Origin of the sequence: Paenibacillus ginsengarvi, assembly GCF_003626695.1 — a bacterium.
In the GTDB taxonomy this organism is placed as follows: Bacteria; Bacillota; Bacilli; order Paenibacillales; family NBRC-103111; genus Paenibacillus_AB; species Paenibacillus_AB ginsengarvi.
Genome location: NZ_RBAH01000003.1, coordinates 330,558 through 353,185 on the forward strand (window position 1 = coordinate 330,558; position 22,628 = coordinate 353,185).

Annotated in this window: 22 protein-coding genes and 1 pseudogene; 2 read left to right on the plus strand and 21 right to left on the minus strand. The window is 47.2% G+C overall.

The window, feature by feature from the left end; genetic code table 11:
• Nucleotides 1-45 precede the first annotated feature (45 nt).
• Nucleotides 46-489: a winged helix-turn-helix transcriptional regulator gene (locus tag D7M11_RS06460; protein WP_120746335.1), complete on the minus strand. Its 444-nt coding sequence runs from the start codon at nucleotides 487-489 to the stop codon at nucleotides 46-48.
• Nucleotides 490-600: 111 nt separating this feature from the next.
• On the opposite strand from D7M11_RS06460, the gene D7M11_RS06465 reads away from it, so the two are divergent.
• Nucleotides 601-1,077, plus strand: a complete 477-nt coding sequence (locus tag D7M11_RS06465; protein WP_120746336.1) for an SRPBCC family protein — start codon at nucleotides 601-603, stop codon at nucleotides 1,075-1,077.
• 267 nt (nucleotides 1,078-1,344) lie between these two features.
• Here D7M11_RS06465 and D7M11_RS06470 read toward each other — a convergent pair whose 3' ends face one another.
• From D7M11_RS06470 to D7M11_RS06530, 14 genes and pseudogenes are all read right to left on the minus strand, one after another.
• Nucleotides 1,345-4,368 (minus strand): HD domain-containing protein, encoded by a 3,024-nt coding sequence (locus D7M11_RS06470; protein WP_120746337.1) that lies wholly within the window; start codon nucleotides 4,366-4,368, stop codon nucleotides 1,345-1,347.
• Nucleotides 4,369-4,869: 501 nt separating this feature from the next.
• Nucleotides 4,870-5,493: a DUF6518 family protein gene (locus tag D7M11_RS06475; protein WP_240040977.1), complete on the minus strand. Its 624-nt coding sequence runs from the start codon at nucleotides 5,491-5,493 to the stop codon at nucleotides 4,870-4,872.
• An 881-nt stretch (nucleotides 5,494-6,374) separates the two neighbouring features.
• Nucleotides 6,375-7,259, minus strand: a complete 885-nt coding sequence (locus D7M11_RS06480) for an arsenite methyltransferase (protein WP_120746338.1) — start codon at nucleotides 7,257-7,259, stop codon at nucleotides 6,375-6,377.
• A gap of 84 nt (nucleotides 7,260-7,343) precedes the next feature.
• Nucleotides 7,344-8,410: pseudogene (locus tag D7M11_RS06485) on the minus strand (flavin-containing monooxygenase).
• Between the two features lie 51 nt (nucleotides 8,411-8,461).
• Complete coding sequence (locus D7M11_RS06490; RefSeq protein WP_120746339.1) at nucleotides 8,462-8,911, minus strand: MarR family winged helix-turn-helix transcriptional regulator; 450 nt, start codon at nucleotides 8,909-8,911, stop codon at nucleotides 8,462-8,464.
• A gap of 105 nt (nucleotides 8,912-9,016) precedes the next feature.
• Entirely contained in the window at nucleotides 9,017-9,460 is a 444-nt protein-coding gene (locus tag D7M11_RS06495) for a protein-tyrosine phosphatase family protein (protein WP_240040978.1), read from the minus strand.
• Nucleotides 9,457-9,936 carry an ArsI/CadI family heavy metal resistance metalloenzyme gene (locus tag D7M11_RS06500; protein ID WP_120746340.1) on the minus strand — a complete coding sequence of 160 codons (480 nt, stop codon included), beginning with the start codon at nucleotides 9,934-9,936 and terminating at the stop codon, nucleotides 9,457-9,459. The genes D7M11_RS06495 and D7M11_RS06500 overlap by 4 nt, the downstream gene beginning before the upstream one ends.
• A 10-nt stretch (nucleotides 9,937-9,946) precedes the next feature.
• A complete protein-coding gene (gene arsC / locus D7M11_RS06505) occupies nucleotides 9,947-10,372 on the minus strand; it encodes an arsenate reductase (thioredoxin) (protein ID WP_120746341.1) in 426 nt (141 codons plus the stop codon).
• Between the two features lie 31 nt (nucleotides 10,373-10,403).
• A complete protein-coding gene (locus D7M11_RS06510; protein WP_120746342.1) occupies nucleotides 10,404-11,807 on the minus strand; it encodes an arsenic transporter in 1,404 nt (467 codons plus the stop codon).
• Nucleotides 11,808-11,822: 15 nt separating this feature from the next.
• Complete coding sequence (locus D7M11_RS06515; RefSeq protein ID WP_120746343.1) at nucleotides 11,823-12,146, minus strand: ArsR/SmtB family transcription factor; 324 nt, start codon at nucleotides 12,144-12,146, stop codon at nucleotides 11,823-11,825.
• Nucleotides 12,147-12,161: 15 nt separating this feature from the next.
• A complete protein-coding gene (locus D7M11_RS06520; RefSeq protein WP_120746344.1) occupies nucleotides 12,162-12,593 on the minus strand; it encodes an arsenate reductase ArsC in 432 nt (143 codons plus the stop codon).
• Nucleotides 12,594-13,069: 476 nt separating this feature from the next.
• On the minus strand, nucleotides 13,070-13,549 hold the full coding sequence (gene rlmH / locus D7M11_RS06525; protein ID WP_120746345.1) for a 23S rRNA (pseudouridine(1915)-N(3))-methyltransferase RlmH: 480 nt from the start codon (nucleotides 13,547-13,549) through the stop codon (nucleotides 13,070-13,072).
• A 74-nt stretch (nucleotides 13,550-13,623) separates the two neighbouring features.
• Complete coding sequence (locus D7M11_RS36865) at nucleotides 13,624-13,791, minus strand: CxxH/CxxC protein (RefSeq protein WP_193556128.1); 168 nt, start codon at nucleotides 13,789-13,791, stop codon at nucleotides 13,624-13,626.
• A gap of 3 nt (nucleotides 13,792-13,794) precedes the next feature.
• Nucleotides 13,795-15,000, minus strand: coding sequence for a S1C family serine protease (locus D7M11_RS06530; RefSeq protein WP_193556129.1), 1,206 nt, complete (start codon nucleotides 14,998-15,000; stop codon nucleotides 13,795-13,797).
• Nucleotides 15,001-15,175: 175 nt separating this feature from the next.
• On the opposite strand from D7M11_RS06530, the gene D7M11_RS06535 reads away from it, so the two are divergent.
• Nucleotides 15,176-15,385, plus strand: a complete 210-nt coding sequence (locus tag D7M11_RS06535) for a hypothetical protein (protein ID WP_193556130.1) — start codon at nucleotides 15,176-15,178, stop codon at nucleotides 15,383-15,385.
• Here D7M11_RS06535 and D7M11_RS06540 read toward each other — a convergent pair.
• The 6 genes from D7M11_RS06540 to D7M11_RS06565 form a co-directional block, all read right to left on the minus strand.
• Entirely contained in the window at nucleotides 15,354-16,160 is an 807-nt protein-coding gene (locus D7M11_RS06540; RefSeq protein WP_120746346.1) for an MBL fold metallo-hydrolase, read from the minus strand. The two genes, D7M11_RS06535 and D7M11_RS06540, sit on opposite strands and share 32 nt — an antisense overlap.
• Before the next feature lie 33 nt (nucleotides 16,161-16,193).
• Nucleotides 16,194-16,952: a two-component system regulatory protein YycI gene (gene yycI / locus D7M11_RS06545; RefSeq protein WP_120746347.1), complete on the minus strand. Its 759-nt coding sequence runs from the start codon at nucleotides 16,950-16,952 to the stop codon at nucleotides 16,194-16,196.
• 34 nt (nucleotides 16,953-16,986) lie between these two features.
• A complete protein-coding gene (locus tag D7M11_RS06550) occupies nucleotides 16,987-18,264 on the minus strand; it encodes a YycH family regulatory protein (RefSeq protein ID WP_120746348.1) in 1,278 nt (425 codons plus the stop codon).
• Nucleotides 18,261-20,099 (minus strand): cell wall metabolism sensor histidine kinase WalK, encoded by a 1,839-nt coding sequence (walK, locus tag D7M11_RS06555; RefSeq protein ID WP_120746349.1) that lies wholly within the window; start codon nucleotides 20,097-20,099, stop codon nucleotides 18,261-18,263. Before walK ends, D7M11_RS06550 begins: the two co-directional genes overlap by 4 nt.
• A 1-nt stretch (nucleotide 20,100) precedes the next feature.
• Nucleotides 20,101-20,817 carry a response regulator YycF gene (gene yycF, locus D7M11_RS06560; protein WP_120746350.1) on the minus strand — a complete coding sequence of 239 codons (717 nt, stop codon included), beginning with the start codon at nucleotides 20,815-20,817 and terminating at the stop codon, nucleotides 20,101-20,103.
• A 249-nt stretch (nucleotides 20,818-21,066) separates the two neighbouring features.
• Nucleotides 21,067-22,521, minus strand: a complete 1,455-nt coding sequence (locus D7M11_RS06565) for a peptidoglycan DD-metalloendopeptidase family protein (protein WP_205127035.1) — start codon at nucleotides 22,519-22,521, stop codon at nucleotides 21,067-21,069.
• Between the last annotated feature and the right edge of the window lie 107 nt (nucleotides 22,522-22,628).

The window sequence follows — 22,628 nt, forward strand, 5'->3', positions numbered from 1 at the left end:
GAGCGATTTTGAAATAATACAAAGGCACTCCTTAGAGTGCCCGGGCTAAAATCCACTGTTTTCAACTTTTGTTGACCGATCTCTTATATCGTCAAAATTTTGCAAAAGGCGCTGCTCCAGCCCTTTTTCGTTTGTTTTTAGTTCTTGCATGATCGGAATAGTCATATCGGTATTGGGGTTGTATTTCAGACCCCAGTGCATAATGGCAAAAACGACCGGAAACAGATCAAGCGCCTTTTGCGTTGGTCGGTACATCGTTTGCGCGCGGTTTGAATCGCCTTCTATCTTGACGAGCAAGCCTGCATCCGTGAGCGATTGGAGCCGTGCGCTCAAAATATTAGTTGAGATGTGCTCGCGTGAAGCAAGAAACTCGCGGTAATACCGCTTGTTATGGATAAGGACGTCGCGAAGGATCACTAGGCTCCATGGATCGCCCCATATGTCGAGTGCATATACGATTGGACATACCGAGGAAGTTCGCTTTTTCATGAGACTGATTATACAATTCGTGCTTGCATTTTGCAAGTTTGTACTTGCGTTTTGCAAGTACGTAATTTATACTCGGTGTGTACTTAACAATTAACGAGGGAGATACCTGGTATGAATCAAAATTACAGCACTTCATTTACGGTAGACCAAAGCCCCAAAGAAGTTTTTGCCGCCATCACCAACGTCCGCGGATGGTGGTCAGAGGAAATTGAGGGCAAGACCGACGAACTCGGTGAATTTAAGTACCACCACCAAGATATTCACCGCTGCACCATCCAAATCACCCAGCTTGTTCCAGATAAAAAGGTGGTTTGGCACATTACTGACAACTACTTTAACTTCGTAGAGGACAAGAGGGAGTGGACGGATACCGACATTGTCTTTGACATCGACAAGAAAGACGGCCAAACAGAAGTTCGATTTACGCACGTAGGCCTCGTCCCCGCGTATGAGTGCTACGCCGTCTGTACCGACTCCTGGGGCATCTACATAAACGGCAGTCTTCGCGACTTGATCACCAAGGGTAAGGGCCAGCCCAACCAAAGCGAGCAAATTGCAAATAAACACGGTATAGCTAACCATTCATAGAAACCCAATGCTATAGAGAAAGCTCGGCGCTTAGCACCGAGGCTTTGCCAAGAAATTGCGCTGCCTCTTCTGAAAGCGTCGAGCATTGTATTAGCAGTAGTCGACACAGGCTCCTGAGGGGTTCTCTCTAAAAAAACTGACGTACTTATGGTAGGGTTCAGCGTAACATTACTGGGGCGAAAATCTTTATAATTTAAAACATAAGTGATTGTTTCTCGCAATAAAAACAAAACCACGGTAAGTATATACTCCGTGGTTTGGCTTGGTCTATTGAGGTGTTCTTTCTACGCTGAAGTACCATGGGAAATCTTGCTTCGTTATTATCTGATCTGGCTCACTATCGTTAATAATCTTTTTACACTTTAATTTACACCAATATTGCGAAATGGCTTCGCTGAATTTTTCAAATACTTTGTTCGAATAGTAAAATACCCCTATTGATATGTAACTATGATCGGTATTGCGTAGAATTCGTTGCCACTTTGCATCGTTGGGATCATCCATTTCTTTCATGTAACCATACATAATACTATTGAGTGAATCCCGCAGTTCTTCAAAAATCTCTTGAGCAACATTACTTATTATTTTTCCATCATTAATTATTGGAGCTATTGCGGGATGTTTTTTATTAAAAATATGGTAAAACCCTCCAGTTTGGCTTGGGATGCATAGAATACGTTTACTTTCATCTGTAAAGTTTGTAAAGATTTGATCTGCAATATGATACTTATGAATATATGTTTTTTCCAGTTTTTCTAAGTCCAAAACCTCCACATGTAAACCAGGAATCGGCGTTATTAAATATTCAGTTGTTATATTGTATCCAATGTTGCTGAAAAGTTCATCGATAACCTTCCCCATATTGTATGAATTCGTCATCTCATATTCCCTTAACACAATTACATTAATACTTTCTTGTTTTTGAAGAAAATCGGCCATTTTGGGTAAATAATCCCTTGACCAATCACGTTCAATTACCCCTATATATCTATTTTTAATTAATTCACTACCAAACACTCTATTAATGCCACCATTATTGGATATTATGGGGAAAGATACATATTCCAAAAAGAAAGCCCTTGCTTCTTCAGAGAGCAACTCTTTATTGTACGCGCCTGGTATCCCTATAAAACCCGTGCTAAATAAAAAATCTACATACCTATGGTATTCATCTAATGAATGTCGTGACTTATAATCATTTAAATGTGCTTTTAATGAGGAAATAATAATTCTTTCTATTGCAACTTTCAATAATTTATATTTTTGGTCAACAATCACCTCGGTTCTATCTGGCGTAATTGTTAGTCCGTTTTTTCCATATATATCCATATTCGTATACACACTTATCCACTTAGGGAATAATTCCATCAATGACTTCGAAGGTAATAATTTAAATTCTATATCATTAGTACTTGGTAAGCCCAAATTGAAGTATCGTTGGGATACATATCCTGATAATGTCCCATTATAATTCATTGTACCCGTATTAACTATAAAGAGTTGGCCATTAACTTCAAACTCTTTAATTTCATTTAAATTAATTTTTATCAAGCGATGGGAATATTCTCTACTCTCCCTGAATTCCTTGTTAACTATTAAACTCTCATCCATCCCTTCTATAATTTTTGGAATATTGGATAATGGAGTACTTTCATGTACAAAAACATTATTATCGATAATTATTTTTATTGGAAAGGGGGGATTTGGTATTATTTCTTGTATTACCTTTACTAATTGATGTGATCGGAAAGGATTATTTTTCTTTAATAACAAAGTTATTTGAGTACCAATCTCTATTCTACTACTATTTCGCTTAATACAAAAATGATGAGCAGTTGGAATTTCATAATGTATTGGTTTAGGCGGAAATAATGGATTTTCAGGTTCCATTCGACTTTCAACTATCATTGAATCAGCTACCATAAAAACAGAGAGAACTCCAATACCAAATTCACTAACTAAATCAAGATCGGATCCAAAGAACTTAGGATGATTATAATAACTTTTTCCCACTTGGAGAAAATATTCACTGAATACGTTATTATCCATTCCTATACCATTATCTTTTATGATTAATTCACCATCATTATAGATAATCTCAATTTTGGGAATAAAATTTTCTTCTCGATCTTTAAATAAAAGTTGTCTTGCCTTTATTGCATCTATAGAATTTTGGAGTAATTCTCGTATTGCCGTAAGAGGATTACGATATAATCGTTGACCCATAAGCAATTCCATTATTTTTTCATAGTGCAATTCAAACTTAACCTCACTGTATTCATAAGACCCATCTGACCTAATTCTTTCTACATTGATTGGTTCAGTCAAACACAACTTATATTTTTGAGCAATAATATCTGAGTACTTATTCAGTAAGTCCATACTTTCTTTTCTCTCTATCTCAATCCAATTCATAAATAATCTTAATGCTCTCTCTACTTCGGGAGTATTGCATTCTGCTTCAAAAATAATTCTTTCTGCATTTATATCCCAACCAATTATTGATCTATGCTTTCTCCATTCCTGAACACTCGTTGGATCTTGTGGATTGACAAATTCAAAGATTACACGTGGTGTTCTTTCAGGATCTAGATCCAAGATATCAGCTAACCTTAAAATAATAGAAATATACTGTATATTCACATATTTATAACCGACTAGTTTGTTTCTGGGGTATTTAAGTGCTTCACGTAATACTTTAACAGCCGCTCCATGACTATTACAGATATCTATCAAAAATTTATGTAGTGGAATGTCATTAAAACTTAATTTTAATTCTCCATGACTAAGCTCTCTTTCGATGAATTCAGCACTACGTTTAACATGATTCTTTCTTAAAAATTCCGTAAAAATCTTATCTTCAACTCTGGTTGAAGTTCGATGATCACCTATTTGCTTAGAATGGATATAATCTTTGTATAATGGATCCGTAATTAGTAGTACTTCATACTCTTTCGAACTCCTAATAATCTCCTCTCTTTCAGCAACAGAGCAGGTCATTCCGATATCATGTAAATATGCTGATAGAATAAGCAGTGTAATTTCGATATCATTAAGATTCTCGAAAGTTACTTGGGGGATAATACGATCCATAATTTGAACTATTTTCAGACTGTGGGTTTCATCATGAAGGGTATATTCTGGCATATTTTCTGGAATCCGAGCTAAAATTGGTACAACACGGTTTACAATTTTTAATACTGTCTGTGAAAGTTTATCTGTGTTGCTTTCCACTTTTAATAGTTGTTTAAATACATTAGTTTCTAATAGCGGGTTTTTATCAATCTCCATGAATTACATTCTTCCTCCTTAGTTTAAGTATATTATTTATTACTTTATTACATTTTTTTCTAAGATGCTATAGTGTCAAATCTGATATGTTTTGTAACAATTACTTTTATTTCGATACCGTTATTCTGTTGGCAATATCTCATTCTCCTATATTACGCGATATATTTCTCCCTGAATCCCCCCTTGACCAACATACCTCTCAATTGGTCATACCAAATTCTTCGCCTTACTTATGATACCTCTCAACTTAACACCCAAATAGACGAAAAATCCGCTGCGGCTATAGAAAACTTTCGCCGTCACTTATGATACTTCTCAGCTTAACGGGTCTATCGGCGAAAAATGCGAAAGTAGCTGTCGCGGCGCATAGTTACGAACCTTTCAATATCCGATTCTGCTTTCATAAATCTACACAGAAAGCCGCCGAAGTAATCGGCGGCCTTATTATTGATGATTCGTACCCGTAACGTAATAAATGCTGTTTCCGTAGACTTATAATCGTTATGTGATTGAATGCAATATTTGATACCCGATCAATCCTAATACAATAACAGGAATCAAAGCCAGTAAAGAAGCGACACGTTCTTTGTTCGAGCGTTCTAATACCAAAAGGAGAATAAAACCAACAGTGATTTTAACTGCTCCAACAGGCAGCATATGACCATAGTCATCAATATGTAAATATAAATCCAATCCTTCGGTGATAAACACTCCGCCGATCAGGGCGCTTCCGTATTTATGTTTGCTGCCTTGATCCTGCCCCCACAAAAAACCGGCAATTCCAAAAATCAAACCGCCCAAAATGGCCGCTCCCGCCCAAACTAGAATATAAAAGACCGAGTGAGCTACATCTTGGATAGTCATGGCGTAACCGTAATATCCCGTTACCATACCACAAAGGGTAAGGATGCTTGCTACGGCTGCCTTTAATTTTGAAGGACCTAATCCTCCTACAAAGAAAGCTGGAATCAACCATGCGGTTCCTGAATTGGCAAGGGAACCCCAGTTTCCTGGAAGCACTTCTTGTCCTAACACCGTAAGTATTCCTACAACGATTCCGACTCCAGCCGAAAATAACATATACTGCCTAAAATTCAAGGTTTTCAACCGGCTAATCATTTTCATTAATTTTAATTCTCCTATTATCATTATCATGAAACAGAATCCTTTACATGATATGACGGTAGAATCGAGAAATTGTTTCGGTTCTTCAACTGACCTGCCAGAGCTTAATAAAATGATCAAACGCTGTTTCACATAATAGCCGTCTTTTTGGCCTGAGTCTATCTACTAAAAATCCGCCTAAGTTTGCCGCGCGGCGGCATTCCGAGCTTCAAAGCGACTTGCGTTTTTGCAGTCTGTAAGCTCTGCAACGTAAAGCTTACCAAATTACCGTAAAAAACCAAGAGAACCGAAGCATTGAGGCAAGTTCTTCAGTATTTCCTAACGTTTTTTTACGAATTTCGAAATCAGTTCATATTCTTAAGTCTTTTCGAATTAATACGTACCACAATCATACCACTAGTTTGGAAAACATTGTCGCATCTGGTTACACAAACATCCCCCTAAAGCCCATCTCTAGAGGGATATACATTTACTCTTTAGCATTCTTCTCTGCTACTCCAACAGCTCTTTAACCCTTGCCCCCCAATATTTCGCCGTCATTTATGATACGGTTCAGCTTAACGGGTCTATCGGTGAAAAATCAGTCTAAGTTGCCTCTATACAGCATTTTCAACTGTTTTTGCTCATTTAATTAAACAAAGCCAAATTCAAGATTTAATCGAACTTTCATAAATATACACAGAAAGCCACCGAAGAAATCGGCGGCCTTATTATCTATGGTTCCCAGTTAGATAGCTTACTTCTTCTTTCTAATAGTAAATACGTCTCTCCACTTCCCATTCATCTTTCTAAGCTTTTCACGTCAGCCCACTTCTCTGAATCCAATTTGGAATGCAACTTAATGCAAGGAAATTTTCAGGAAAAATCCCTGCTTGAAGGGTCTAAAAACCATAGACCTTCTTTGGCGAGGCCCGAAACCGACCGCTTTCCCAACTCTTAGTGAGGTACTCCATTGCTCGTCTTTCATAAACAGTTATCCGTTGCGGCTTTCCCCCCTTTATTACAGCCGAAACAATGTAATTCTCGACATCTGCCCCCGGAACCCAGTCCTTAATAAAGGACTTTGACTCATCCTTCGGCTCCACTACCACATCCGTAAATCCACTCTGAACTAACATATCCTTTATCTCATCAACCGACGATGCTCCGGAAATACAACCCGAGTATAAGGTATCAAAGTCACTTCTGATTTCTTCTGGAAGTTCGGCCGTCGTGACAATATCCGAGATCGCAAGGCGTCCCCCAGATTTCAGAACTCGGAACGCCTCGTCAAATACTTGCTGCTTCGCTGGAGAAAGGTTGATTACGCAATTGGAAATAATAACGTCTACCATTCGATCTGCAACAGGCAGGTGCTCAATTTCCCCTAACCGAAATTCCGTATTCGTAAAGCCGCCCTTAATTGCGTTGTTACGCGCGCGGCTAACCATTTCAGGCGTCATATCTACTCCGATGACACGGCCTGCTCCTCCTACTTGCCGCGCAGCTAGGAAGCAGTCGAAGCCGCCACCGCTACCCAAGTCCAGTACGACTTCTCCAAGCAGCAGCGCGGCAATCGCTTGTGGATTTCCGCAGCCGAGGCCCAGATTAGCCCCCTCCGGAACGGCTGTTAATTCTTCGTTCGAGTAGCCTAGTTGGGCGGAAACATCTTCAAAGTTGACTGGTGTTTCGCAGCAGCTTGAACCCATTTTCACCGGTTTCAAAGCGATTTCTTTATAACGACTGCGAACATTTTGACGAATTTGATCGTTCGTCATTTGACTCATAACCACCACTCCCTCATGTTATTTAATAATATAGGTAGGCTCTTGCTTACCTGCTTACATTTCACTTCCCGCTCTGATACCTTTCTAAGCAATGCTATTTAGATGAAGCAATAACTTACGTACAACATACTTGGCGTCCGGCCCCACCCCCCTTAAGGTAGCTGAAGCAAATGACCGTTGGCCTTCGAGACCTACGTAATACAATCCCGGGACGGAGATGCTCACTCCGGCTATTTGTAAGGGCCTTCCCTCGGCATCCAATGCCCCTATCCGTTCAAAGTACGAAAGATTTGGTCGATATCCTGTCCCAAGATAACCGAGTCCACCGGTTCTTTCGTTCCGTCCCGCCATACTACTCCATCGGAGTAAAACGACGTGAACATGGGGCGCTGATCGGGCTTCCCTTCCTTCAATCGTTCTTGATACTGTCCGAGATCGATTACGGAGCCTGAGCTTGGCGCCTTTTTACCGAAGCGCCAGAACGGAAACATATCGAAACCGGTTGCTTTTATCCAAACATGCAGGTCCAGACCCAGAATCCGTTGTCTCATGAACTGCACGGGTTGCAGAACTGCTAAAGAGGTATGACTTATCTCAGCCAACTCGACACCGATTTGCACGGCCGAATTTCCGCGCCCGACCACTACGACCCTTTTATTGAAAAATCGATCAGGATTTCGATACCCGGAGGCGTGGATGACCTCGCCCTGAAAAGTCTCGCGTCCCGGTATTCCGGGAGTATAAGGATTATGGAAGGAACCGGTCGCATTTATGATCGTTCTCGTCTGGTACACTTCCCCGGTCTTTGAATGAATCGTAAATAGGTGTCCATGTTTCTCGACGGACTCAACACGTTGATGGTATTTGACCGGTAGCTGAAACTTTTCCTTATAATCCTGTAAGTAGCGTATGACCTCGTCTTTTCGAAGATAACGTTTAGGATCCCCCGGGATCTTCATTCCTGGTAAAGAGGAGAACCGGGCCGGAGAGAAGAGCTTTAAACTATCGTAGTATTGAGGCCAAGAACCAGTCGCCTGTTCGCTCGCTTCGAGAATGACAAAATTCAATCCCTTCTTCCTTTGCAGATGATATCCGGAAGCAAGACCTGCCTGCCCTCCCCCGATTACGATTGCGTCCCATATGGATGTCATCGAATCACCCTTATATAATTATTTGCAATTTGCAAGTATTAATCAAAAAGATTACCCCACCGGGGTTGTACAGCATAGGCTGGATTTTGCCATCGCCTCATTCAGCAGCTTAATCGAGCGAATGACGGTATCTTTTTCAAAATCGTTCATGTGTGAAAAAATCTCGTTCAGATAAGCATTCATTTGCTGATCAATCGTCGTCGCTACATACTTCCCTTCCACGGTCAGCGACAACACATAAACTCTCCGATCATCCGGGTCCGGGACCTTTTTCACCAAATTCATTTTGATCAGTGACTGAACTTGACGGCTGAAGGTGGTAATATCGGTACCCAAAGTTTCAGCAACCTGCTGCATAGAAGGTTTATGTTGATGATCGATTTCATAAAGAATATGGCTCTGGATCAAGGAAATGTCGCAACCACCGGCCGTACAGCAATTTTTATTTAGAAACCCGAATCGCCGGGTCATGATTTGGAATAACTCTCGGGTATTTTCCACGGCTTCTCGCCTCCTGTATCAGTTATATCGCATTTATTTGCAAAATGCAAATATTATTTTCGAAAAAGAAAAACCACTCGCTTGAACAAGTGGTCTCAATCATGTTTATCGATTAGGATATAATTTCATCAATGACTCTTTTTGCGCAGGTTTCATATCAATGACGCTACGAATCCCTTTTGCAATAGCCTCAGCCTCATCAACCGTTCGACATGCCCCCAAAGCGAGCAAGGTCCCGGCAGCCACTGTCCCCGTTCTTCCTTTTCCCCCGCCGCAATGAAAAGCTACTTTTTTGTTCTGCTGGTACGCATCCGTCACAGCTTGAATAGCTGTTCGAAATGCTTCCTCTTGGGGGATGCTAGATTGATCGGTCAACGGGATTTGTATCCATTGTACGCCCGGGTTAGGATAGGCGCTTTCCGTTGCTTCTCCGCGGAGGTCGACGACGATTTCGATGCCTTCGTTCTTCACCATCGCTTCCAAATCAGCCGCGGCGCCCATAAAAATCTTATCCTCGACTAAAGCTTGATAGCTTTTTTCAGCAGTCACCGATTATCCCCCCCCCTTTTAAAAGATCCGAACTCCACCTTAACCGGTGCCGATGGTGGTGCGCAGCATAGTGATAAGTCTCGTGCTTCTCCGGCCGACTCGAATTCCGAGTCCTCTTTCGTGTAGAAAATTTCCCATGCGTTCCCGTCGGGATCGTATACCCATACTTTATCTTGTACAGCATAGCAGCAAGTCGTATTCATCTCGTCAATAAGCAACAGACCGCTCTGGCGGAGCCGTTCACCCATCGCAAGCACTTCTTCGGTGTTGTTAACTTGAAATCCTAAGTGGTTCAGTACACCCTTTTGTTCGAAGGGGCGAACGTTAAGCGAAAAATGGAGGGACGGTTCATCGAGCTCGAATTTAGCATAATTCTCTTTGATTTTACTCGGTTCTGACCCGAAGAAGGCCCGGTAAAAGTCAAGGGATTTATGCAGATCGGTACAGTTTAATGCGACATGCATTCTTTTGATCATAGGAGCAACCTCATTTCCCTTCTTTGACGAATTGTTCAATCCGACTTTTAATCGAATCCCGTACGGTGCGGAATTGCTTCATGATTTCCTCTTCCGTTCCGGTTGCTTTGGCCGGGTCATTAAAGCCCCAATGCCATTTCGTCACGTTTTTGTTCATGATCACGGGACAATGTTCATCTGCATGGCCGCATAGTGTAATCACGTAATCGGCACGATTCAACACATCCGGATCGATTACATCGGACGTATGCCGGCTTATATCCACGCCAGCTTCTTGCATCACCTCAACCGCACGCGGATTTAATCCATGTGCCTCAAGCCCTGCGCTTTTGACTTCGTATTTATCGCTGCCTAATGCTTGTAAAAATCCGTCTGCGATTTGGCTTCTGCACGAATTGCCGGTGCACAAAAAGTAAACGAAAGGTTTTTTCTCCACGGTATACGTCTCCTTATTTATCCGATTATGGTTAGACTTCTTGGTTTCCTCTATTCTTGCTTCCTAATGCCCCCTTAAAGACGAGCATGGCGATAATGGCAAGAACTAAAACGACAGGCATAATAAGGAGCCAGACATTGACGCTCGAGAATTTAAGTAAGGAAAGCCACGCAAAAAGAGCGACAAGCGTAATGAATAATGTGGGAATCGTTAGAATAATGCCGATCTTAAAATACGTACCCCAACTGATCTTCACGTTCTTCGTCGATAAGACATGCAGCCAAAGCAAAGTGGCCAAGGATCCAATCGGGGTGATTTTCGGCCCCAAATCCGAGCCGATCACATTCGCATAGATCAGTCCCTCGCGAATGAAACCTTCGGCTTGTGTGCCTTGTATCGCCAAAGCGTCAATCATGACGGTTGGCATATTGTTCATTATCGAGGACAGAATCGCCGCAATGAAGCCCATGCCCACGGTAGCAGCGAACAGCCCTTTGTCTGCGATCATTTGAATAACGCTTCCCAATGCGTCTGTAAGACCTGCATTTCGTAGGCCGTACACGACAACATACATGCCGATGGAGAAGATGACGACAGCCCAGGGAGCCCCTTTGACGAGCTTCCAAGTGTGGATGACAGGGCTTTTTCTTGCGGCCATCAGAAACACAATTGCAGCCACTCCGGCAATGATGGACACCGGAATGGATAAAAATTCACTGCCGAAATAAGCAACAAGGAGAGCCGCTAGAATGACCCAGGAGAGTTGAAACAATCTTTTCTCCTTAATGGCTTCTTTCGGTATTTTAAGCTCGGAGAGCTTGTAGCTTTTCGCGATACTTTTTCGAAAATACAGGTACAGCACGAGAAGGCTCGCCAAGATCGAGAAGAAATTCGGAATAATCATACGGCTCGCGTATTCCGCAAAACCAATGCTGAAATAATCAGCCGATACAATATTCACCAAGTTACTAACGACTAGTGGCAAAGAAGCCGTATCCGCAATGAAACCACTTGCCATAATAAACGGAAGAATCATTTTTTCTTCAAATTTAAGCGCACGCACCATAGCAAGCACAATTGGCGTAATGATCAAGGCTGCTCCGTCGTTAGCGAACAAAGCTGCAACGGCTGATCCAAGCAGCACAATAAACACGAACATGAGCAATCCATTTCCGCGTGCTAATCGCGCCATATGCAATGCTGCCCATTCAAAAAATCCGATTTCATCAAGCACAAGGGATATTAAAATAATGGCCACAAATGCCAAGGTCGCGTTCCAAACAATGCCGGTAACGGTGCCGACGTCCGCGAAGCTAACTACGCCGAAAAGTAATGCGAGAATGGCTCCGGCACTCGCCGACCAACCGATATTCAACCCTTTCGGCTGCCAAATGACAAACGTTAAGGTGATTAAAAAAATAAGGAAAGCAATCATATAAAGCCTCCGGACTCAGTTGCAGCAATCATTCTCTTCGCAGATGTTAGATTGAATCTTTTCTTTTTGCGAAGGAATCTGCTTTAGAATTTCTGCGATATAGGGTTTGTCTTGAATGTTTAAGGAATAATAGACCCATTGCCCTTTTTTCGTCTCTTTGACCAGGCCGCCGTCTTTTAGCTTGCGCATATGTTGGCTAATGTTCGGCTGGCTCGTTTGTAGCAAGTCAACAATTTCGCACACACATAGTTCCTTCTCATTCAGCAAGGCAACGATTGTAAGTCTGTTTTTATCGCCCAGCAGCTTCAACACATCGGCTATCTCTTCAATTGAATTCATGCATGTTACTCCTTTCTAGGCAAAAGGGATATTCATCCCCTTCAATAGATCAATGACCTTTTCCTGAATCTCGTCCCGTGCTCTCCTAACATCCTGAATCGTTCCGCCATCAATGGCCAGAGGATCGGTAATGTTCCACTCAACGTTCATGATATTGAATGGTACGATCGGGCAACGTTCGACCACTTGTTCACAAAGTTTGACAATAGCGTTAGCGGAAATAAAAAATTTCATGTCAATCTTTTTACAAACGTTCTGCGAAAGATCGATGCCCACCTCCCGCATGACTTCAATCGTGAAAGGATGAAGCATGTTTGATGGCTCTAAGCCGGCACTTTCCACAACGACACGCTCGCCTCCGTAATGCTTGGCAAAAGCTTCAGCCATTTGACTACGACAACGGTTCTGGCCACAAAGAAAATAAATTTGGGTTACTTTTTTATTCATTTTCCCACACCCAATTCCATTTGTAAATGATTATATAATTACTTGATTATTTAAGGAAAGTTAAGTATTTGTAAAGACTTATGAAAAACGACATATTCGTTTTAGTAATCTTCCTGGGACTCTTCTCCACGTTGCCTATTGTCTGAATCTTATTGGGGGGGATACTCCCATAAGCTGTGAGGCTCATGGACGATGTGACGCGGGAGTATTACAAGTCCATTGGACTGGGTGAAGCTTATGCGCAGATGGAAGCAAAGGAGGCAATGGAAGATCATGCGTGACGAAAAGGAGAACACCTGTGATGGACGTTCTCCTTTGTTTTGGCTTGGTGGAACATGGGCGCGTGTGAGGCCGTGATGGAACGGATAGAACACGTTGAATTGGGTTATCGCTACAGGCCGAGGGCCGTATGGCCCGATGAGTGAACAGGGCGAATATATGGCGAGACGAACTTTTTCACTCCTAATCTTTCGCCGTCACTTATGGTAGGGCTCCCCCCGCATAATCTTAAAAGCCCGATAAACCTGCTCCACCAGCACAAGGCGAATAAGCTGATGCGGGTACGTGATACGTCCGAACGACAGCTTTGCATCGGCCCGCTTCAGCACGTCGTCGGAAAGGCCGATGGAGCCGCCGATGATGAAGGTGACGTGGCTTTTGCCGTAGGTACCCAGTCGGTCGATCTGATCGGCCAGCTCCTCGGATGACCACATGTGGCCCCCGATGGCCATGACGATAACATGCGTGTCGGGCCGAAGCGTTGCCAGGATACGCTCTCCTTCCTTCTGCCTCACCTGTTGCTCCTCGGCATCGCTCATCCGCTCGGGCGCTTTTTCTTCCGTGATTTCGGTAATCGTCAGCTTGGCGTAAGGCGTCAGCCGCTTCGAATATTCGGCGATGCCGTCCGTAAAATATTTCTCCTTCAATTTGCCTACCGCGATAATTTGAATTTGCATGGCTCTTGTTCGTTCCCTTCACTAATTCTATATATACAACAAGGGAGCCTTCGCAGGCCCCCGCACGATTCATGTTATATGACCAAAAATTCCGGCTTGTTTTTGCACCGTTCGCAAGTAGCCGGAGGCTCCCACGCGGTGAAATGGACTTCCTTCAGATCATAGATGTCCGGCGCCTCTTCGTATTCGTCCACGAAGATGTCGATCGCCAGCTCTACATGCTCTTTGCATACCACCAGCATCGCTTAATCCTCTTTCTTCTCGCCCAATTGGACGGTAGCCGTCGCTTTTTTCCCGCCCCGGTAATACGTCACCTTGATGCTGTCGCCGATTTTTTTCTCGCCGTACATGTACTGCCGCAGGGTGATGTTGTCGTAGACCGGCTTGCCGTCGAGCTCGGTGATGACGTCGTTCGTCGCCAGTCCCGCTTCCTTCGACGGGCCGATCGCATCGATGACGATAAGTCCATTTTTGACCGAATCGGGCAGTTTTAATACTTCCGTTCCTTTGTAGCTCCGCAGCGGCTCGGTTGTAACGCCCATATAAGGACGCTTCACCTTGCCGTACTTCAGCAGACTCTCGATCGTTTCTCTGGCGGAATTGATCGGGATCGCAAAACCGAGCCCTTCGACGCCCTTCTCGGCCACCTTCATGCTGTTGATGCCGATCAGCTTGCCCTCCAGGTTGACCAGCGCCCCGCCGCTGTTGCCCTGGTTAATGGCCGCATCCGTCTGGATGACGTCCATCTCCCAGTCGTAGTTGCCGTCCCCGCCGAACGATATCGGCACCTTCTGGTGCGGCGAACTGATGACGCCGACCGTTGTCGTTTGCGCGAAGCGCAGTCCGAGCGGACTGCCGATGGCGATAGCCGTTTGCCCGGCCTTCAGCCTCTCGGAATCGCCGAACTCGGCCACTTGCTGGATGCCGGCTGCATCGATCTCCAGAACGGCCAGATCGGTAATCATATCCTTGCCCTTCAGCTTCGCCTTGCGGTGCTCGCCGTTTGCGAGAATAACCTCGATCTGGGTCGCCGTCTGCACCACATGGTTGTTCGTCACGATGTAAGCCTTGTCTCCGTCCTTGCGAAACAAAACGCCCGAACCGATGCCAAGGCTCTGTCCGCTGCCCGCACTTTCCATAGCGCTGATGATGCTGACGACCGCCGGCTTTACGCGCTCTACCGCCCGTACGACCTGGTCCTCCATAATTTGATAGCTATTTCCAGTAGACATGACCGGCACGGCCGCCGCACTTTCCGGTTCGCTGCGGTGGGTGCCGACCCCGATCAGGATTGCCCCGAGCACAAGAGCCGCCGTAGCGCCTGCCACCGTCGCGATCGCGGGAGAGCCGATCTTACTCCGTCTGGCGGAAGGAAATTCCGATCCTTCATGCGTCCAGCGGTTTTTTCGGGGCAGCTTCGTTGTGTAAAAATCGTCATCAAACAAGCTCATGCCCGCTTCTCCTCTCGGGTCCTTCACTCTATTTCCACTCGATTTCCGTCCGGAAAAAAGAGGAATGTTTTCGCTTCTAGCAGCCTATACTAATACTACAAGCCGCTACCCTCTTATTTTACTAGATTTGGACACAAAGTACGAGCCGAATTCACTGGAAAAGGGGAGAAATATATTGAATCGCATCTCAACCTCCTTGCAGGAGCTGAATTGGATCGGCAAGCTCGCCGACCTGAAGGAAGAGCATTACCGCAATACGCTGCTCGTCACCGTGCTCATGGATTTGCTGATCGAGAAAGGCGTTATGACGCGCGGCGAAATCGAGGCCAAGATGGCCGAAGTCGACCGGCTCCTCACTCCGGACCGAGCCTATCCCATCTCGTAGGCCGATCGAAATATGTATCTCTCAGCTCCACCTTGCGGTCGCCGCACTCGATGCCGCGATCCTCTAATATATTATTCACGGTCAGTTTGGCCAAATCCATCAAGTTGTGGTCCCGGCTCAAGTGAGCCAAATAAACCGTCTCCGTCTGTCCGGAGGCGATCTCGCAGAGCGCTTCGCCCGCCGATTCGTTCGACAGATGGCCCGTATCGCCTAAGATGCGGCGTTTGATATTCCACGGGTACTTGCCCATGCGCAGCATATCCACATCATGGTTCGACTCGAGAATGATCGCATCCGAATCGGCCAGCTTCTCCTTCACCTTCGAGCTGACATAACCGAGATCGGTGGCGAGACTCAGCTTATGCTCCCCGTCATGGAAGCAATAGCCGACCGGCTCCGCGGCGTCGTGCGAGATCGGATACGACTCCACCTGGAGCGCTCCGAACTGGACGACGCTGCCGGTCTCCATGACTTTGATTTTTTCTTCGGCCAGCTCGCCCAGATGTTTGTTCAGCGCTTCCCACGTTTTCTCGTTCGCATAAACCGGCAAATCGTGCTTTCGCGCCAGCGCGCCTACGCCTTTGATATGATCCGAATGCTCGTGGGTGATCAGGATCGCGTCGAGCTGCGAACCCGATATGTCCCGCTCCCCCATCAGCTGCTCGATTTTTTTGGCGCTTAGTCCGGCATCCACAAGCACCCTCGACTCCTCGCTCTCCACCAGCAGCGAATTGCCGGTCGAGCCGCTTGCCAATATCGTAAACCGGATCGTCATCGTTCATTTCTCCTGTCCCAATTCATTTCGTCTTTACGGCTTCTTCGGCACGCGTTCCGCTGTCTCCACATCCCCGCGGAAGCCCTGCACGTAATAAATATCCCCGTTCTCCAGCGCCACCCGCCATGTCGGGAAAGCCGGCAGCGTCGACCACTGCTCCGTTTCAAAAAACTGGCCGTGATAGCCGAGCCGAATGTCCGAGATAACGGCGCCGTTCTGCAAATATTTCTCCGCCAGCGTCCGCAGCACCGTATACGCCGAGATGACCTTCTTCTCTTCCTTGCCTTCCGACTCCGCATCCACCTCGACGAACGATTGCCGGTAGCCGTTCACTTCCCCGTTGTTCATGAACAGCTCCAAATTGATGTCGAACAGCGGATACTCCCCGACAAGCTGGTTCATCATAAACAAGCCGTCCTTGCTCGTCACCCGATCATACGCATATGACTCGATCTTCGGTATAGCCTTGCTGCTGAGATCCTTAAGCGAGCCTTTGCTTAAAAACAGGTTATATTTGATCGGCTCGGGAAGCATCACCTTGCGCCCGTAGCTTTCTCCGTCGACCCATTTGACCGTTATTTCCCGCATTTTCGGAGTATCCTTCGGCACGGCAGCGGTCATCTTGATACCCCGAGCGATCATGATGCGGTCCAGCTCCTGGGCGATATCCGCCGACGTCTGCTTCGAATCGCCGATAATATTCCACTTGCCTACCCATAGCTCGTACCCGAGCAGCAGGTTTAGCCCCAGAAAAGCTACGATAAAGATCGATTTCGCTCTGCTCCAATCCATGCTGCCGCCAGCCCCCGTTCCTCGTCCTACAGCATCATTTCAAATATTCGTACGTTCCGTCGCGCAGCTCCACCGCCCATACCGGATTCAGCTCCATCGTCTTATCCCGCAGAACCGGCTGATATGCAGGCGTAATCGCCACGATCAGATTTTTGCGCACAAAGGCGTTCACCATATCGTCCAGCGCCTTGCCTCCTTCGATCGTAACAAGCGAACGAGTGACCCTCGAGTTGTCCAGCATCGCAAGCGACCGTTCATAACTCGCCACGACCCTGTTTTGCAGAACGATCCGGATGAGCCCGAAGCTTTCGCTGCCATCGCCGATGATCGGGAACGAGTCGTAATACTGCCGGAACGTAAACTGCTGGCGCCCAATGAGCTGGGACGGCGTAATCGCCTTCGTCATAAAGCTGCCGTTCCACCCGCCGTGCTGGTTGATGAACTGTACGGCCGCGTTCAGATTTTCCCTTACATCGTTACGTGCGTCTACGACTGGAATCGGGTCGGTATAGCTCATCCACTGCTGGTCGGGCTTTACCTGGAGCCCTCGTTTGCCGTCGGTGTAGTACGTGTCCGAACCGTCCTTGTTGCGGAAGTTGCGCGTATTGCGCGGGTCCACGAACAACGTCTTCTGGAGCTGGTCGACCGGCATTTCGTTGATCGCGATCTTATACCTCGGCACTTCGAGCGGCAGATCCGGCAAGTAAAAGTCGTCCTTGTAGTGATAGCTCACGAGCAGTTCGCCGAATCCGACCATTTGCTCAATATTTTTGTTGTTCAGATCGGCTCTCGCTTCATATAGGTTGTAGTCGGTTTGGAAAAAGGTCCGCACCTCTTCGGCGTCGCGGTTGACATAGATCCATATGCGGCTAACGCCCTCCGTATCGAGCGGAACATCGCCTCGCAATTGGAACACCGTTTTCAGAATGCTGAACGGAACGCCGCCCCGCTGAAAGCGGACTTCGACGCCAGCCATTTTGCTGCGAACTTCCTCCCAGTCTACATTCGGTTGAAGCGTTGATATGCGTCTGAAGTTATCGAATGTCCGACCCTTCAGCATCTTCATAATTTCTTTATAATGCAGATGGTTCGGGTACACCGCCGTATGCGTCGTCTTGCCCGTATGCAGCACGATCAGCTCGGGAAAAATAAGCTCGGCCGCCGTCGTTTGCGTTCCGATCGGATCGGTCTGCACGTATTCGGCCTGGTTCGTCGGCGCCGGACGCGGCGAGCTGAACAGCAGCATATAGCTTTGCAGCAGGCTGGCGAGGACGAGAAAAGCGAGGATGACCGTCTTCGATTTCTCGATCATACCGCTTCACCTTCCAGTGGCGGGATCGGCAGCGCGAACGAAACGCGCGTTCCCTGATTCAGCTCGGAATCGAGCGAGATCGTTCCGCCATGCGCTTTTACTATTTCCCGGGCAATGGATAAGCCGAGTCCGGTCCCCCCCATATTTCGCGAACGCGCCTTATCTACGCGGTAGAACCGGTCGAAGATACGCGCCAAATCTTTTTTCGGAATACCGATCCCGTTATCCTGTACGGAAATCTCCAGCCAGTCCTTGTTGGTACGGCTTGCGCGGATCGTAATCGCCCCCCCTTCCGGGGTATATTTGATCGCATTTGATACGAGATTGTCCAGCACTTGATCGATCTGATCCCGGTCGAGCATAATTTCGTTAATGTCGTGCGCCACTTCGATCTGAATCGAGATTTCCTTCTGATCGAGCTGGAATGAGAACCGGTCCGCCACCTCTTCCAGCATGTCGAGCACATTCGTCGGCACCTTGCTCACAAGCCCCTTGCGCGAATCGAGCCGGGACAGGTGAAGCAGGTCGTTAACAAGCCGGATCATCCGCTCTGATTCGTTGCGCATAACCCCTACGAACCGGTGCGACAATGCCCGGTCCTCGAGAGCGCCATCGTCCAGCGCCTCCAGATAGCTTTTGATCGTTGTAAGCGGGGTCCTCAGCTCATGCGATACGTTTGCAACAAACTCCCGCCGTGCGTTCTCCAGCTGCTCCTGCTCCGTAATATCCTGCAGCATCGCGATCGTTCCGGTAATGCCGATCCCCCTGCGATGTATCGGGGTAAAGACGACTCGCAGCGTTACGAAATCCCCCTCTTCCTCGTTCGGAATCTCGATTGTTGCGATTTGATGCTCCCCTTGCACGTATTGTCCGATATGCCCCTCTTCCAGCCCGAGCACGTCCCATATACTCCGGTCCGTCATATCGTCGCTGGCGGGCTGCAGCATTTGCTTCGCCTTGCGATTGGCGAGAATAACCGTCCCTTGATCGTTCGTCGCGATAACGCCGTCGTTGATGTTGGCCAGCACAGACGAAAGCTTCTCGCGCTCTTCCTCGTTAAGCGATAAAGCTTCCTTCAGCCGGTTCGTCATATGATTGAACGCATTGCCAAGCTGTCCGATTTCGTCCGGCCCTTTGACCGAAACTTGCTGACTGAAATTGCCGTCCGCCATCGCCGAAGCTTGTCTCGTAATTTCCTTGATCGGGTTCGTAATCGTATGCGCAAGGACGATGCCAAGCAGCACGGTAAAAGCAAGCGCGATTCCCGTACCGGACAAAAAGATTTTGTTGATCCGGTTCATCGTTCCGTACAGCGATTCCATCGAAGCCACAATATAGACGGCACCGAGCACCTTCGCTCCTTCGCTGACGGGCTGAGCTACCACCTTGCGCCGATGACCGTCGCTGTCGACCATGACCGATTCGATATCCTTGATCCCTTGCAGCGCCGAAACGACTTCCGCCTGCGTCGACTTCTGCCCGATGAGCGAAGCCTTGCTCGACACCGAGGTCGTCAGCACGATCCCGTTCGCGTCGATAATCTGGATTTCCGCATCGCTGATGTTGAACAGCTTGACGATTTCGTTCAGCTCCGCGTTGGACTTTTTCGCTTCCGCAGAAGGACCGGCATCCTGCCCCTCGGTCAAATACCGCTTGGAGAAGCCGGCCAGCAGATCGGCCTGCGTATTGAGCGAAGACGTGAAGTTATCGATGAACGAGCGCTCCATCGTACGCACGAAGTACACACCGATGAGCTGCATCGCCATCAAGATCAGCAGCACGTAAATGATAATGATCTTGCTCTGGACCGACTGGAAAAAACGCATTCCTTTCAAATTAAGCGCCTCCCGCCTTCGGGTTGCGCATCGTATAGCCTAGCCCGCGGCGTGTCATGATGTACTCCGGACGGCTCGGATCGTCCTCGATCTTCTCCCGCAGCCGGCGGATCGTCACATCGACCGTCCGGACGTCGCCTAAGTATTCGAAGCCCCACACCGCTTGCAACAGATGTTCGCGCGTCATGACCCGGCCGCTGTTTCTAGCCATATAATAAACCAGCTCAAACTCCCGGTGCGTCAGATCAAGCGTCTGTCCGTCCTTGTATACCAAATACATATCCGTATCGATCGTCAGCCTGTGCATGCGCAGCCCCGCCGGCTCCACTGCCTCTTGGCTTACCTGATTCGCCTTGTTCTGCCTGCGCAGATGGGCTTTCACCCGGGCAAGCAGCTCTCTCGTGCCGAAAGGCTTCGTCACATAATCGTCGGCGCCCAGCTCAAGTCCGAGCACCTTATCCACCTCGGAGTCTTTGGCCGTCAGCATAATGATCGGCGTATCCTTCTTCGCGCGCACTTCCCGGCATACATCCATGCCGTCCTTGACCGGCAGCATAATATCGAGCAGAATGAGATCCGGATCTTCGGAGAAGGCGAGCTCTACCGCCTTACCGCCGTCGAATGCGCATATGACCTGGTATCCTTCCTTCTCCAGGTTGAATTTCAATATTTCCGCGATCGGTTGCTCGTCGTCCACGACCAGTATTTTGCCGTACATTCGCCTTCACCGTCCTCTATGGGAGATTCTACTTTTCACTTCCCTTTATTTTACCATACATGGCGTTTCAAAATCGCATGCTTTCGGGTAATACAATAATATCCCAAAAAAACCCCACAAAGTGAAGCCTAGGCTCCGAAGCTTATTCCAGATACTTTGCGGGGAGCCCCGAAAATATAAACAAAAAAGGCGCAAAGCCGAATCAAGTTCGGCTCCGCACCTGTTGGATGACGCAGAAATAAGGCCTTATTATTGAGATAAAAATTTAAGCGGATTTTCGGGTACGCCGTTACGCTGAATTTCGAAATGCAGGTGCACGCCGGTCGAATCGCCGGTGCTGCCCATAATACCGATTTTCTCGCCCTTTTCGAGGACTTTGCCTTTGGTTGTTTCAATCTTGCTCAAGTGGCCGTACACAGTCACATAACCGTTCTTGTGATCGACGACGACTTTATTGCCGTATCCGTCGCCTTTATCGCCCGTATAGGTTACGATGCCATTGTCGGCGACCATAATGTTGCGGTTGCCGGTAATATCGACGCCTTTATGCATTTTGCCCCAACGCATGCCGAAGTAGTCCGACAGCTTCGCTCCAACTACAGGCCAGATAAACTTGCCCGTACCTTCGCCGAGAATGACCTTGGTGCCCTTCTTCGCATATTCGGGAGTCGGCTGCTCGACCACTTCTTCGCCAACGAGCTCCTCCTCCACCATATAACCATTCGCCTTCGTTACGAGGAACGTTACCTTCTTCGAGCCGTTTTTGCCCGGCTTGATCGTCTTCGTTTCGCCGGCGCGCATCGTATCGTCCTTCTCGTAGATCGTCTCATATTGGATTTCCTGGCTTTCAACCAGCTTCTCGACCGTTCTTACCGTTAAGGCAGGCTTCAGCATCGTCACGTCGAGCACGTCGCCTACTTTGATTTTATCGTCTTGAATCCATGGGTTTTTCTCATAAATCAGCTGTTTGGAAATGTTCAGCTTTTTGGCGATACAGCCGACACAGTCTCCCTTGACGACCGTATATTTGCTTGGCGCCACATCGCCGGTTTCCAGCTTCCGGACCAGATCGTCAGGAGCCGCAACTTCCTCTGGCTTAATATCGGTAATGTTCATGTCGATCTTCTCGATAAAATCGGCGGACTGTAGTACCGATTCACCGACCTGCGGCTCAGGAGGCGCCGACAGTACGGATACGCGTCCCGCTTCTTTTTTCTGCGGCGCATATTTATCCTTGATCCGGTTCAGAACGACTTCGGCCGTTTCCTTATCCTTGACGATACCGACCAGCTTGTTGTCGACAAGCAGCTGTACGCCGACCGCGTGAGACTTCAGCAGCTCGTTCAGATTGCCAAGCGTGCCTTGGTCGTCGCTTTGTATTTTGTAAGCCTTTTCAGCTTTGTAGGCGACCTCATCCGTATTAAGCACCATATGTACGTTTGGATTATCCTCTTCCAGCTGCTTGACTCTGCCTATGATGTACTCTTCCACAACTTTCGGATCGCTGACCGTTCCCGCGAGCTGATCGCCAACATATACATGGTATACTTCGTATGTATGCATCTGTACGTATTCGTTGCCGCCGATCGAAATGGAGGCCAGAAGCCCCAAGGCGCCTACGCCTTGCAATAGCCGAAGCCGATACGTGCGCAGCAGCGATTCCGTACGATGTAGAGGCCGTCTTTTCTTGATTCTATCAAACAAGCTTATATATTGGGTTTTGGAACACAAACGCTTGACCGATTCAAACGCTGTCTTCGCCCAACCTTTACTCTTGTATGAGTCCATGAGCGTCTCCTCTTACGTTGGTT